Below are 13,915 nucleotides of genomic sequence, written 5' to 3'. Positions count from 1 at the left end.
ACTTGGCTCAAGGTTCAAACGTCTCGTTTGACGAGTCGCTTGCCTTGATATTTCAGTGACATTGTCACTGACTCATCGGCAAGCGCCCACATGAATTACCTGATCAATTTTTAAAGAGCGTGCTCTTGACTCTAGTGAGCTCAATGAGCGTCTCGCTGTTGCCGAGCGCTTTGCTCAGCGCCCTGCGAGGAAGGCGTATTCTACAGAACCGAAGCGTTTCGTCAAGCGCTTTCTTTTGCGTCCTGCAAGCGATGCTCGCAGACTTCAAAAGAGAGCGAAGCGTGCCTCAGCGCATCCTTCGATGCCCTGTCGACGACTCCGATCAAGTGGCGAGCATTTTACCGATTTCTCGTTGCTCGTCAAGCAGTGATTTTTCCGAGAAGCTTAAAAAAGCCTTTTCAAATCAACTACTTTCACCACTCTTCACCGCCTGTGACGTTTGCTCGTCGCAGGCAGCGGATGCGTACTTTACGGATCTCGAGGCAGCTTGGCAATAGCCTGAATCAAAAAAGTTCATCGCCCTGTCTCTTCTTTGTCACACACCCGGTCATACGCTCCTGCACACGCGCTCTATCTACACTCCGTTGGCGACTTCTATCGGGGCACCAAGCCGCACCTCTACCCATAAAGGCGCGCGCAGAAGTGTGCTATGAGTTGACGCCCCTCGGCTGGCTGGCACGATCAAGCAGCTCCAGGATTGAGTGGTACGTCAGGCCTGAGTGCTCGGTCATCCCCATTTCACAGGTTCGCGAATTGGAGACACCAAATTCGCAGCCCACCACTTGCCCCGCAAGGTCCTGCAGGGACGATGCGGTCAGCTCTGGCACCCGTAAACCCTTGTCGCCCGCAAAACCACAGCAGCTGATGCCCTCTGGAACGACAACGTCCTTGGCACATGCACGAGCCAGCGCGATAAACGCCTCAGTCAGGCCTTTGCGATGACTGGAGCAGGTCACATGAACGGCGACCTTGCTTTCCACCGGGGCGATGTCCAGGCGAGGCAGCAGATAGTCATGGGCAAACGCGACCGGCTCCTGAATCTTCAAACGCGCATCAAGGTGCTGCTCCACCTGCTGACTGCAAGGGCTGGTATCAAAGAGGATCGGCACCCTGCCGTTATGGCTTGCTGCCAAGAGCTCTCGGTTCAACTCCCTCGCCTTATGGGTGGCCTCATTTGCCATTCCCTTCGAGGAAAAGGGCATGCCACAGCACAGATGACCCGGCATTTCAGGAATGATCACGTCATAGCCGGCCTTGTCCAGCAGCGCCAGCACCACTTCCATTACCGCCCGCGCGCTGCTGTCGCGCTTGTCTGCGCCGAAGACTCGCGTAGCACAGGAGGGAAAGTACACCACTGGGTCGCGCCCCTCGCCCACCTGGGCCACGGATGACAACACGCGAATGGGGGCGGCCGCGGGAATCGACGGAATCCACTGGGGAATCCTCTTGTTGCTGACCTGGTGCAAGCCCTGGCTTGCCGTCGCCATCAGCCTGTCGCCGATCACCGCCCTTGCGACGCTTGCCCCTCGCAGGCCACTTCGTGCGACTCGGGTCACACCGGAAAAATGCCGTCCGATGCGTCTCGCCAACTGCTGCTTGCCGACATGCCGCTCTTCACGCATGGCAAGCACCAGCTCGCCGGTATTGATGCCGACGGGACAACGGGTACCACACATACCATCTGCCGCACAGGACGTATCGATGTCATAAAGTGCTGTCCGACCAAAGGCTTCCGACCGCTCCCTGTCTGCATCGGTGGGTTGCTCAAGGTTGGCCAGCCTGGCCCGCTCACGCGCCAACACGATGCGCTGGCGGGGTGTCAGCGTCAGTTCCCGGGAGGGACACACCGCTTCGCAGAAGCCACATTCGATGCAGCGATCGACGATGGCGTCAGCCTCGGGTAGAGGCTTCAAGTTCTCGAGGTGCAAGGTTGGGTTTCGGGTCAGCATGACCTCGGGGTTCAAAAGATGGTCCGCATCGAACAGCGCCTTGATCTGCCACATCAGGTCATACGCTTCCTTGCCCCACTCCAATTCGACAAAGGGGGCCATGTTGCGCCCTGTGCCATGCTCCGCCTTCAGGGAGCCACCGAACTCAACCGCTACCAGCTGGGCGACGTCAGCCATCAAGGCCTGATAACGCTCTTTTTCGCCCGCGCGCTCGAAGCCCTGTGGAAAAACAAAATGCAGGTTGCCCTCAAGCGCGTGACCAAACAGCAGGGCATCGTCATAGCCATGCCGCTTGAACGCGGCGGTCAGCGCGGCAACGCCCTCCTCCAGCCGCTCGATCGGAAAGGCAACGTCTTCGATGATCACCGTCGTCCCCAGGTCGCGAACGGCACCCACCGCCGGGAACAACCCCTTGCGAACTTTCCAGTAGAGGGCGTAGCTGACGGGATCTTCAGTGAAGGTGACAGGCTCCAGCGTCATGATGCCCTCAAGGGCCTGATTGACGTCATCGATACGCGCAGCCAAGGTGTCGCCATCCTGCTCACGAACATCCACCAGCAGCGCGGTGGCACCTGACGGCAGATCACGAAGGTGCTCGGGCATCCCTGGCTGCCGCTCCACCGCGCGGAGTCCGGCACGATCCATCAGCTCTACTGCCGCAACCCCCGTACCCTTGAGCGCGATGGTCGCACGACAGGCACTGCCCAGGTCGGGGAAGAAGATCATGGCCGCTGCACGACGGGGTGGTTCTGGCACGGTGTGATACGTAATGCGCGTGATACAACCGAGAGTCCCTTCAGACCCGATCATCAGGTGGGCCAGGATGTCCACGCCATCACGGTAATCCAGCAGACTGTTCAGCGCGTAGCCGGTGGTATTCTTGAGCCGGTACTTGTGGCGAATACGCTTTGCCAGTTCGACATCGGTACGCACGCCGGCGGCCAGCCGCTCCAACCCGTCCAGCAGCACCGCATGGCTCTTGCGGAACGCCTCGACACTGGCCGTGTCAGCGGTATCGAGCACAGCGCCATCCAGCAGCACCACGCGGATACTGTCGAGCGTCATATAGGTATTCTGAGCGGTGCCACAACACATGCCGGATGCGTTATTCGCCGCGATACCGCCGATCATGCAGCTGGCAATGGACGCAGGGTCAGGGCCGATCTTGCGATCGAAGGGCGCCAGCAATTCGTTGGCCCTGGCACCAATGACAGCGGGCTGCAGGTCGATGCGAGCCCCATTGTCGAGCACCTCGGCACCCCGCCAACCACGGCCGAGCTGAATCAATACACCGTCGGTGATGGCTTGCCCGGACAATGACGTGCCGGCCGCGCGAAAGGTCATCGGCCAGTGCCCCTCGCGGCAGGCCTCAATCACCGAGCGCAGCTCCTGCTCGGTCTGCGGCCGCACCACCAGGCTTGGCACCAGCCGATAAAAGCTGGCATCCGTCCCATAGGCCAGGCGTCGCAATGGGTCGGTGACCAAGCGCGCTTCAGGCAGATGCTGCTTCAATCGCTCGACCAGCGAGTCCATGGAGATGCTGGGGGGTGTGGTGGAAATGGCCGTCATGATGCTCTCCCTGTCCGATGGCTAGTATTGCAGCTGTTCAGATGCAAAAACGCCACTCCTGAGAGTGGCGTTTGGCGCTTCGGGGTTAGTCAGCAGGCCTGTGTCGCGCAGAGGCGCAGCCCCGCCCTCCACAAGTAGGCCTGCTATCCTGGCACCGGTTATCAGGGCCTGACATCGACGCGAACAATGCCGCCATTGCCACCGTAGCCGGTGACCGAGACCTGGTACTCACCAGGCTCCAGCGTGGTCTCGATCAATGACCCGAGGTCGGTGCTGCCGCTGTCGTCATCCTGAAAGAAGACGCCATTACCTTCGAGCTCCAGCAGGGTATCCACGGCCTCCGACTGGGTCTCGACGCTGACCACACCAGCCTCCTCGACGACCAGGGTATAGGTCAGCTCGCCATTGACCTCAAGCTGGCCATACACCGTTTCGCCAGTGCGAATCTCACCACCGGTGCGGAAATCGCCGCTGAACGGCTGCTGTGTCAGCCTCAGAGAGTAACTGCCGCTGCCACTGAAACTTTGCGCGCTCACCTGATACGTACCCGGCTCCAGTACGGCATGGATGCGCGAATTGGTGCCAGAACCACCATCGTCGTCACTGGTGTCGACACTTCCTCCGCTCAAGCCCAGCAAGGCATCGAAAGCACTGGAGTTCAGTTCCAGCGTCACTTCAGCCGCCTCATCAAGCGTAAAGGTGTAGCCATTGCTGCCGCTGCTTCCCAGCATGCCTCGCACCGTCTCACCTGACTGCAGTTCGCCGCTGTTTCGCAACTCACCGTCAAAGGCATTGACGCTGGACTCGAGCAGGAAGGTCCCGGCTGACGAACCCGAGTAGCTGCTGACTTCGACCCGGTAGCTGCCCGGCTCCAGCACGGTATCGATGCGGGAGTTGGTGCCACCACCGCCGTCATCATCACTCAAGGCTACCCCGTTGCCCTCCAGATAGAGCTGGGTATCAAACGCCGAGGACGACACTCCGATCGATACTTCGGAGGCCTGTTCGATGGTCAGGGTGTAGGTATTGGGCTGCATACCACCCGCCATGCCCTGCACGGATTCGCCAGGCACGAGCTCGCCTTCGTTCTTCAACTCGCCATCAAACGGCGTCGTGTCGAGCTCAAGTGCATAGGCTCCGGACTCTCCGCCATAGCCAGTGACCACCACGCGGTAGTCGCCTGGCATGAGAACGCTTTCAAGCAGTGAATTGGTGCCGCTGCCAGTGTCATCGACATCGATGTTGGTCTGGCCGCCGCGCACCTGCAGAACCGTATCGAAGTCATCTGAGCTGAGCGACAGAGTGACGTTGGTGGGCTCTGCAATAGAAAGCTCGTAGGTGTTGCTGGAAGAGGCGTCATCCAACGTACCGGTAATGCTGTCACCAGAACGCAGCGGACCGCTGTTGCGCTCGCCACGCGACAGGTCAGCCTGTTCCATCGTCAGACGATAGCCGCCGCCCACGCTGACGAAGTCATCTTCACAGGCAACATCCACCCGCTCCTTCACCGGCTGACCGGGCACCAGACGCACCTCATAATCGCCAGGCGTCAGGAAGGCCTCCAGCGTCTGCTGGTCATCGCCACAGCGGGCTGCCTTGTGGGATGCTTCGTTGCCTTCGAGTACCAGCGCGGCACTGGACGCGCCGGCCAGCGTCAGAGTGACCTGACGGGTGTCGTCCAGGCTCATGGGGTAACTGGCCGTCTCTTCGCCCAGAACGCCGACGACAGCCTCTCCATCCGTCAGCGACTCGGCGCCCTGTTGCTGGGAAGGTGTCAATGCGTAGGGGCCAAAGCCGGACATGTCGGTGCTGTTGACGACCACCAGCGAGCAACCTTCTGACGGCCCCAGCAGCAGCGATGCCGGCGCCTGCTCCGAGCTTTCCGCCCCGCCCTGCCAACGGCCACGTTCGTCATAGACCGAGAGCGTGGCGGCGAACGGCGAATCCAGCTGATATAGCTCACCCGCACCTTCGCTGCCGCAGACCCAGTGGCTTCCAAAGCGCGACCCGTTGTTGAGGTTGACGCCACTTTGCGATGTCAGCTCGCCTTCGATCGGTTCGCCGGCCGCACTTTCCGGTGCCTCGATAAAGCGGCCCTGGGCAGATGAGCTGGCCTGGCCATCATTCGCGGACTCTCCGTCCGCTCCTTCCTGACAGCCCGCCAGCAACACTGCCAGCGACAATCCGCCGACCAGCACCACTGGGGAAAAGGAAAGGAATATCGGGCGCTTTTCGCCCAGCGGTTGTTTCGACATGCCTGCCTCCATGTAACGGGTTGCACTCCGTGCACCGACAACTATGCGATATCGGAAGCACAACACTATAGCCAACTTATATGACAAACGTCAGGGTCATCCGCGCAGGCCGACTCGGTAGTGTCGTACTTTCTTCGCGTATCGGTGCGTCAACCGTCGCGCAGAATAACTACCAACTCGCGAGGGCCGTGCACCCCGTAGGCCAGGGTCTGCTCGATGTCCGCCGTCTTGCTGGGACCAGAAATCAACAGAGCGTTGGTCGGCATGCCACTCGCCCACCCTTGATGAGTGATGACATCGAACAGCGTATCCTCGATGGCGTCGACATCCAGCACCGCAATATGCAGAGGTGGCACGAGGCTCAGCAGGCGCGGCTCGTCCGCGTCGGGCCATAGCCACAGGCTGCCCGTCTCAGCAATCCCGCCACGAGTTGACGTCAGCCCCGCGTCGACATGCTGAAACAGCTCCTCCTGCCAGGCCTCGATGTCGCGATCGGCATCGATCAGCTCCACCTGGTGGCTTGCCAGGGCATCGCGCGCGGCCAGGGCCACCGGATGCTGTCGCCCCAGCGCCAGCCGGCGAATCTGCTTTTCTGCCAGCACACCTGCAAGCGCATCGGTCCAATCCGCCGTGTTGCAGCGGACCACCTCGCCATGCACCGAGGTAATCCAGCGAGTGAACCGCTCCGCCCGCTCTTCACGGGACCAGCCCCGTCCTGTCACGACAGCGAAGTCACTTTCCGGCGCCACCAGAGCGCTGCCTTGGCGATCTCGCAGGCGAGCCAGGATACTGTCTCTTGCACTCATGAATCCTGCTCCTTGCGGTGACGCTTGATCAGCGTATGAAGCGACGACTTTGCTGGTTTGGGAGCCGTGCGGTACTCCGTCCATGGCCCCAGGTGAGACGGTGCCAGCCCCCTGAAACTACCGGCGATCAGACTGGCGCCGCGCCAGGCATTGGGATGCGTCGCCAGCCACTGCCAGCTTTTCCATGCGGCCACTTCCTTGCGCGACCGTTTGACGCCGGCTCCCGGCACATTACCGACTCCGTCACCGACCGCTTCACGACGCAACCGCACCAGCAGGTCGGGAATGGGGATCTTGACCGGGCAGACCTCACCACAGGCACCGCACAAACTCGATGCCGACGGCAGGTCCTTGGTGGCTTCCAGCCCCATCAGGTGAGGCATGAGGATGGCGCCAATCGGCCCTGGGTAGGTGGTGCCATAGGTATGCCCACCGACCCGAGTGTAGACCGGGCAGTGGTTCATGCAGGCCCCACAGCGGATGCAGCGCAACGTATCCAGCAGCTCGTCATCTTGATAGATCCGCGAACGTCCGCTGTCCACCAACACAAGGTGCACTTCCTTGGGCCCATCGTGCTCACCCGCCTTGCGCGGTGAACTGATCATGTTGAAGTAGGTGGTGACATGCTGACCGGTCGCCGAGCGGGTCAGCAATGCGTACAGCGGGGCAACATCCGCGAGATGCTCCACCACCTTTTCGATACCTGTCACCGCAATATGCACGGGCGGCGCCGTCGTCGTCATACGGCCATTGCCTTCGTTTTCCACGAGACACAATGTGCCTGTCTCGGCGACAGCAAAATTGACCCCGGATACCCCGACATCTGCCGCCATGAATCGCTCGCGCAGTTGGGCACGTGCCGCGGCCGTCATGGCATCGACATCCCGGGTGCGTTCCGTCCCGGTGCGGTCATGCATGATGTCGGAGATTTCATCGGTATTCAGGTGAATCGCCGGCATGATGATGTGCGAGGGCGTCTGCTCGTTGAGCTGGACCAGGTACTCTCCCAAATCGGATTCCAGCGCCTCGATACCGGCCTGCTCGAGGTGAGCATTGAGGTGCATTTCCTCGGACACCATGGACTTGCCCTTGATCACCGAAGAGGCGCCATGCTGCTGGCAGATCTCCGTGATCATTGCGCAGGCCTGCTCGCCATTCTCCGCCCAATGCACGCGAATACCGTTGGCTTCGCAGTTCGCCTCCAACTGCTCCAGCAGGTCCGGCAGCTTGGACAGGGCACGCAGGCGAATATTGGCGCCAAGCTGGCGCAAGGTCTCCAGATCCCAATCTGAAAACGCCTCGCGCCGCTTGCCCATCAGTCCATCCATGGCCTTGCGGAAATTGGCACGGATCTGAGGGTTCTCCAGCGCCGCATGGGCCTGCTGATGAAACGCCTGAGGAGTGAACGTCTGTACCGGCTGGTTCATGAGGTCCTCCGCCACAGATAGGAAGCGATATGCTCACCCTTGAGCGAGCTGTCGCGATGAGCCAGGCGGCCACCGATGTTCATCAAGCAGCCGCAGTCCGAGGTGACGAAGTGATCCGCGCCTGCGGCCTCCAGCGCACGACTCTTGTCCTCGACCATGGCGCCGGACACCTCTGGATGGCGCACCGCAAAGGTTCCACCAAATCCACAGCACTCGCTGGCTCGTTCCTGCTCTACCAACTCGACATGCCCCAGGCGCTGCAACAGAGCCGGCCCGGTGTCAGCCAGGCCCATCTCACGGCGCGCACTGCAAGAGGTATGCATCGCCACCTTTTCCGGGGCGCCCCTGTCGTCAAGCGTCAGGTGACAGACGTGCACCAGGAACTCGGTCAACTCGAAGACCCGGCTCGCCAACTCTCTAGCCTTCGCCTCGTCCTCGGTTCCCGCAAACAGGTCCGGGTAGTGCGTTCGCATCATGCCGCCACAGGAGCCGGAGGGCACGATGATGGGCCAGGGCCCGGGAAACAGGTCGAGTTGAGCCCGCGCCACTTCACGAGCCTCACTGTGATACCCCGAGGTATAGGCCGGCTGACCGCAGCACGTCTGGTCCTGGGGGTAGATGACCTCGATGCCTTCTCGCTCCAGCAGGCGCAGGCTATCCAGCCCGGCCTCGGGATACAGCATGTCGATCAGGCAGGTCCCAAACAAGTAAACCTTGTCGGGTCGAGGAGGGTATAACTTGACGGCGGTCATGGTGGGGTCCTCAGGGTCAGGCACGGCAGGCGCTGTCGTTTATTGTTCCCCGCCCTAGCTTGACCCATGCTCCATAGCCAACAGAGAGCTGCCGAAAAGGCCTATCAAGTCAGGTACGGACGCTGGTGGCACAAGGCCTACCCCGCGAATTGGGTAAATTGGTAAAACCAATTGACAACGCCGAATAAAGGCACAGTAGAGTCGCGCCACTACAGTGTCAAACCTGTTGCCGGCTTTTGCCCAGCAATCCCTCTAGACTTTGGTATTACAGGAAATTAACGGCGCTACAAGCTATTGAATTGCTAGCAAGTATCCACAGACGGCATGTCGTCTCATCATGCTCATTTTTTGGTAATACCAATTTCTAAGCGGTACACTCTGGACACATCTCACAGACCAGTGACGCCCACATGGCTTACCAACCCGTGCGCCAGCCACGCCTGGCCGACGTGATTACCGAACGACTCGAGGCGCTGATTCTTGAAGGCAGCCTGACGCCAGGCCAGCGACTGCCTCCCGAGCGCGAGCTGGCTGAGCGCTTTGGCGTATCGCGTCCGTCTCTGCGAGAGGCCATCCAGAAACTGGCTGCCAGGGGGCTGCTGGTAAGTCGACAGGGTGGTGGCACCTACATCACGGAATCCTTGAACAGCGGCTACAGTGATCCGCTGCTGGAAATGTTGTCGCGACACGGTGAGTTCCACCTTGATCTTCTGGAGTTCCGTGATGCCATGGAAGGCCTGTCCGCCTACTATGCGGCGCTGCGCTCCACACCCACGGACAAGGCACTGTTGATCCAACGCTTCGAGGAACTCGAAGTCGCCTTTCTCGGCGAGGACCCCAAGGGCGAAGCCAAGGCGGACGCTGCCTTTCACCTGGCGATCGCCGAATCTGCCCATAATGTCCTGCTGCTGCACACGATCCGCGGCATCTTCCACCTGCTGGAGCGCAGCATCGTGGACAACCTGGCCCACCTGTTCGAGAAGCCCGAGTCGCGCCCACGGCTCATGACCCAGCACCGGGCGTTGCTCGACGCCATTCTCGAGGGCCGCGCAGAAGATGCCCAGGCACGCTCCCACGAACACCTGGTCTATGTCGAGGAAGGCCTGCTCGAGATGGAACGCGCCGAAACGCGGGCGCAGCGAGCGCTCAGACGGGCCCAGGTGATGCCTCCGAGACGGTCACTCTAGGCGATGATGAGCGGGCATAAGACACGCCACCGGCGTCCGCTGACCCTGGCCCTGCTGGCCGCGCTCATCCTCGGCCTGGCGCTGGTCATCTGGCAAAGTGCGGATATCGCCAGGGAGCGCGCCCTGACCACCCTGCAACGAGATGCGCAAACCGAATTGAGGCTATCGGCCACCGGCCTCACCGGCTACCTGTCCCGCCATGAATATCTGCCAGAACTTCTCGCCACGCGGGAGACGGTCAAGCGCTACCTGAGTGCACCCGACGACCAGAACGCCATGCCGCTCAACCGGTTGTTCAATCGTTTCAGAAGTACCACCGGGGTGTCGGACATTTACCTGCTCGATGCCGAAGGCACAACGCTGGCGGCCAGCAACTGGCACCGCGAAGATACCTTCATCGGCGAAAACTACCGCTTTCGCCCCTACTACCAGGATGCCATTGCCGGGCACTATGGCCGCTTCCACGGCCTCGGCGTAGTCTCCATGGATCGTGGCTACTACTTTTCGGCCCCGGTCTGGCTGGATGACACCGCACCGGACGCGACCCCCGCCGGCGTCATGGTGGTCAAGATTCGCGTCGACGCGCTGGAAGCCAGCTGGCAAGGCCCAAACTCCAGCCTGCTGGTGGTCGATCAGAACGGTATCGTGTTCATGTCCAGCCAGCCAGAACTGAGACTTACGTCGCTCGATCCTCTCAGCCCCGAGCGCCTTGACCAGCTGCGCTCATCCCGTCGCTACGCCGACGAGCCGCTGACCGCCAGCCACCTGTTCACCCACGACCAGCTGGACCAAGGGGCACGCCTGGTGGGCTTTACCCAAGGCCCGCTGGCCGACCAACGGTATCTGAGCGTTACCCGCGACTTTGCGACGCTTGGCTGGCAGATGCATATTCTCAAGCCCATGGGCCCGGTCAATGACGCCCAGTGGCAAGCCATGCTGATGGGCGGGGGGCTGTATGGCTTGCTGGCCTTGGCCTGCGGCGTTGGCTGGCAACGGCACCGACTTCGTCGCGAGCGCGAGGCCTTTGCTGAACGGGAACGCACCACCCTGGCCAAGGCCAGAGATGAACTGGAGCGCAACGTCGCCAGCCGCACCCAGGATCTGGTCGCCAGCAACCAGCGTCTGTCCGCGGAAATCGATGAGCGCCGGCGCACCGAAGCCACCCTGCGACAGACCCGCGACGAGCTGATCCAGGCGGCCAAGCTGGCCGTTCTCGGTCAGCTGGCTGCCGGTATCAATCATGAGCTGAACCAACCGCTGGCCGCGATTCGCGCCTACGCAGAGAATGCCCGAGGCTTTCTCGCCCGGGAACGTCTGGACACGGTCGACACCAATCTGGGCGAGATCATTGAACTCACTGGACGCATGGCCGACATCAGCGCCCAGCTGCGCCAGTTCTCACGCAAGAGCGGGGAGCCACCGAGTCCAGTGTCCACCCGTGCCTGCATTGACTATGCGCTGCGGCTGTTCAAGACACGTCTGGACGAGCAGCATGTCGACGTCGTGTTCGACCTTCCCGACGAAGCACCATGGGTGCTGGCTGACCTGGTCCGGCTGGAACAGGTGCTGGTCAACCTGATCGGCAATGCGCTGCAAGCCATGGCCCACGTCGCCGAGCCAAAGCTTGTCCTCGGTGTCGCGGCCACCGAGGACAGCATTACCATCAGAGTGGATGACAACGGCCCCGGCATTCCGGAACCACAACGACGCCAGGTCTTCGAACCCTTCTACACCACCAAGGCACCCGGTGCCGGACTTGGCTTGGGGCTGTCCATCTCTGCCCGAATCATTGATGATCTGGGGGGACGGCTGGCCGCCAGCGTCTCGCCACTCGGCGGTGCACGCTTTACCATCGACCTTCCGCGGGCCGCCAGCACCCCGGCTCCCGGTTCCATGCCCTACCAAGAGAAGCCGCCCCATGTCTGATGCGCCCCCCGTGATGATCATCGATGACGAGGAGCACCTGAGGGTCACCCTTGGCCAGACCCTGGAGCTGGCGGGTTACCACCCCGAGCCCTTTGCCAGTGCCGAACAGGCCCTGGCCACGTTAAACAAGGACTTCTCTGGCGTGGTGATCAGCGACATTCGCATGCCTGGCATGGACGGGATGGCCCTGCTCAAGGAAATTCGCCAGCGTGATCCCGACCTTCCCGTGGTGCTGATTACCGGCCATGGCGACGTGTCCACCGCGGTGGAAGCCATGCGCGAGGGGGCCTGGGACTTTCTCGAAAAGCCCTTCCCCAGTGAACGCCTGAGTGAGGTGGTTCGGCGCGGCATCGACAAGCGCCGGTTGAGCCTGGAGAACCGCTATCTCAAGGCGGAGCTGGAGGCCCAGCAGACGGCACCCGGCCCCCGCCTGGTCGGGCGCACGCCGGCCATCAAACGGCTATCCTCCATGGTGCAACGCATCAGCCAAGTGGAAGCCGATGTGCTGTTGTTCGGCGAGACAGGCGCCGGCAAGGACCTGGTGGCAAGGGCGATCCATGAACGCAGCGCCCGGGGCGGCAGGCCCTTCGTCGCCATCAACTGCGGCGCTGTGCCGGAAAGCACCATCGAGTCGGAGCTGTTCGGACACGAGAAAGGCGCCTTTACCGGCGCCGTGGAAAGGCGTATTGGCAAGTTCGAGCACGCCGAGGGGGGCACTGTCTTCCTCGATGAAATTGAATCGATGCCGCTGGCACTCCAGGTAAAGCTGCTGCGGGTGCTGCAGGAACGGCAGGTGGAGCGGCTTGGCAGCAACACGCCTGTGGCGCTGGATATCCGGGTCATTGCCGCGACCAAGATCGACCTGAGAGAAGCCGCCGAAGCGGGCGAATTCCGGGAAGATCTCTACTACCGCCTCAATGTCGTCACGCTGTCGATCCCGCCCCTGCGTGAGCGACGCGAAGACATTCCCCTGCTGTTTCAGCACTTCGCGGCGGTCGCGGCCAGCCGCAGCGGCATGGAAGCGCCTCCCCTGGACGCGCCTGGAGTCTCGGTGCTGCTGGCCCACGACTGGCCCGGCAACGCCCGCGAGCTGCGCAACCTGGCGGAGCGCTACGTGCTGCTCGGCAGTACTTGCGACTATCGCCTCGACGCCTTGATGGAAGGCGTCGGCAGTGAGGGCGGCGAGCTTCCCCTGCCCCGCCAAGTCGAACTCTTCGAAAAGCAGCTGTTGAGTCAATCGCTGGCACGACATCATGGCCGGATCAACGACGTGTGTGAGCATCTGGGACTGCCGCGCAAGACGCTGTACGACAAGCTCAAGAAACATGAGCTCAAGCCGGATGACTATCGCCAGCGCGATGACACCAGTGCGACGCCCTGATCGAGCAATCCCTGCAAGACATCCCAGGAAGGCAGCCAAGGCGCAAGACTCAAGGTGACGCACAGCATCGCCACTGAATTGCCAGGGTCGCCCCAGTCGAACGGCTTGAAAGCGGTGCCGAAGGAACGTTTCAGGCGCGCCCCATCCAGGTCCACGCTGTACAGCTCGTCGAGCAACAGGTGGATGGCAAACCCCATGGTCAGCGCCGCCCCGTGGGCCCAGGCCATGGCATCAGGCGGGGCAAACAAGCGATGACTGATGGCACTCGTGGCCAACCCGCACATCGACGCTGCCAGCAGTGAATGCCACAGGCCACGATGAACCGTGAAGCGGGCGAATATCGCCCCCGCCAGATAGCGCACCGCCAGATAGATACCTCCGCAGACCAACAGCAGGGTGCCGTCGCTCAGCCGCTCCTGCAGCATCACCGCCCCGGCCACCACCGCAGGCACCGCCAGCAGGTTGAAGACCAGCCGGATGGCCTTGGAGCTGTCCGAGTCGATATCCGGCAAAATCCCACCCAGGGTGGTCAGCGCCAGAATCGGCAGGCTATCGAGCGCCGACCATAGCCCCGCCTGCCAGCCTCCATGGGCCAGCACCGCGCCGCCGGCGGCGGCCACGCTGAGGTGGGTGCGGAAGTTGGCCATGCCGGGAAGGCTCCTC

The 13,915-nt window shown here is 61.7% G+C and carries 9 protein-coding genes; 3 read left to right on the top strand and 6 right to left on the bottom strand.

The genetic code is table 11. The annotated features are described in order from the left end of the window. Positions 1–647: 647 nt before the first annotated feature. From KUW18_RS06750 to KUW18_RS06730, 5 genes are all read right to left on the bottom strand, one after another. The gene (locus KUW18_RS06750) at positions 648–3,518 is read right to left on the bottom strand and encodes an FAD-binding and (Fe-S)-binding domain-containing protein (RefSeq protein WP_261396442.1); all 2,871 of its coding nucleotides are present in this window, start codon (positions 3,516–3,518) and stop codon (positions 648–650) included. A gap of 161 nt (positions 3,519–3,679) precedes the next feature. Further along, positions 3,680–5,773 carry a hypothetical protein gene (locus KUW18_RS06745; protein WP_222561034.1) on the bottom strand — a complete coding sequence of 698 codons (2,094 nt, stop codon included), beginning with the start codon at positions 5,771–5,773 and terminating at the stop codon, positions 3,680–3,682. Positions 5,774–5,922: 149 nt separating this feature from the next. After that, positions 5,923–6,579 (bottom strand): lactate utilization protein C, encoded by a 657-nt coding sequence (locus KUW18_RS06740; RefSeq protein WP_222162123.1) that lies wholly within the window; start codon positions 6,577–6,579, stop codon positions 5,923–5,925. Continuing rightward, positions 6,576–8,006, bottom strand: coding sequence for a LutB/LldF family L-lactate oxidation iron-sulfur protein (locus KUW18_RS06735; RefSeq protein ID WP_206942552.1), 1,431 nt, complete (start codon positions 8,004–8,006; stop codon positions 6,576–6,578). The genes KUW18_RS06740 and KUW18_RS06735 overlap by 4 nt, the downstream gene beginning before the upstream one ends. After that, on the bottom strand, positions 8,003–8,758 hold the full coding sequence (locus tag KUW18_RS06730; RefSeq protein WP_222238039.1) for a (Fe-S)-binding protein: 756 nt from the start codon (positions 8,756–8,758) through the stop codon (positions 8,003–8,005). Before KUW18_RS06730 ends, KUW18_RS06735 begins: the two co-directional genes overlap by 4 nt. 410 nt (positions 8,759–9,168) lie before the next feature. Between KUW18_RS06730 and KUW18_RS06725 the strand changes: the two genes are divergently transcribed. Genes KUW18_RS06725 through KUW18_RS06715 form a run of 3 tightly spaced genes read left to right on the top strand, consistent with a single transcriptional unit; the run spans position 9,169 to position 13,252 of the window. Further along, complete coding sequence (locus KUW18_RS06725; RefSeq protein ID WP_206942550.1) at positions 9,169–9,945, top strand: GntR family transcriptional regulator; 777 nt, start codon at positions 9,169–9,171, stop codon at positions 9,943–9,945. Positions 9,946–9,948: 3 nt separating this feature from the next. Next, positions 9,949–11,871 (top strand): ATP-binding protein, encoded by a 1,923-nt coding sequence (locus tag KUW18_RS06720; protein ID WP_224851885.1) that lies wholly within the window; start codon positions 9,949–9,951, stop codon positions 11,869–11,871. Further along, positions 11,864–13,252: a sigma-54-dependent transcriptional regulator gene (locus tag KUW18_RS06715; RefSeq protein WP_222561033.1), complete on the top strand. Its 1,389-nt coding sequence runs from the start codon at positions 11,864–11,866 to the stop codon at positions 13,250–13,252. Before KUW18_RS06720 ends, KUW18_RS06715 begins: the two co-directional genes overlap by 8 nt. Here KUW18_RS06715 and KUW18_RS06710 read toward each other — a convergent pair. Continuing rightward, positions 13,216–13,899 carry a metal-dependent hydrolase gene (locus KUW18_RS06710; RefSeq protein ID WP_206942548.1) on the bottom strand — a complete coding sequence of 228 codons (684 nt, stop codon included), beginning with the start codon at positions 13,897–13,899 and terminating at the stop codon, positions 13,216–13,218. The genes KUW18_RS06715 and KUW18_RS06710 overlap by 37 nt on opposite strands. Between the last annotated feature and the right edge of the window lie 16 nt (positions 13,900–13,915).

The organism is Halomonas sp. DP5Y7-2, assembly GCF_019802025.1.
GTDB lineage: Bacteria > Pseudomonadota > Gammaproteobacteria > Pseudomonadales > Halomonadaceae > Halomonas > Halomonas litopenaei_A.
This window is presented reverse-complemented; position numbering and strand designations above follow the sequence as displayed.

Bases quoted from the DNA above. Each gene is read 5' to 3' on its own strand.
- KUW18_RS06720 (WP_224851885.1), top strand. From the start codon at position 9,949: ATGATGAGCGGGCATAAGACACGCCACCGGCGTCCGCTGACCCTGGCC.
- KUW18_RS06745 (WP_222561034.1), bottom strand. From the start codon at position 5,773: ATGTCGAAACAACCGCTGGGCGAAAAGCGCCCGATATTCCTTTCCTTT.
- KUW18_RS06740 (WP_222162123.1), bottom strand. From the start codon at position 6,579: ATGAGTGCAAGAGACAGTATCCTGGCTCGCCTGCGAGATCGCCAAGGC.
- KUW18_RS06750 (WP_261396442.1), bottom strand. From the start codon at position 3,518: ATGACGGCCATTTCCACCACACCCCCCAGCATCTCCATGGACTCGCTG.
- KUW18_RS06725 (WP_206942550.1), top strand. From the start codon at position 9,169: ATGGCTTACCAACCCGTGCGCCAGCCACGCCTGGCCGACGTGATTACC.
- KUW18_RS06735 (WP_206942552.1), bottom strand. From the start codon at position 8,006: ATGAACCAGCCGGTACAGACGTTCACTCCTCAGGCGTTTCATCAGCAG.
- KUW18_RS06710 (WP_206942548.1), bottom strand. From the start codon at position 13,899: ATGGCCAACTTCCGCACCCACCTCAGCGTGGCCGCCGCCGGCGGCGCG.
- KUW18_RS06715 (WP_222561033.1), top strand. From the start codon at position 11,864: ATGTCTGATGCGCCCCCCGTGATGATCATCGATGACGAGGAGCACCTG.
- KUW18_RS06730 (WP_222238039.1), bottom strand. From the start codon at position 8,758: ATGACCGCCGTCAAGTTATACCCTCCTCGACCCGACAAGGTTTACTTG.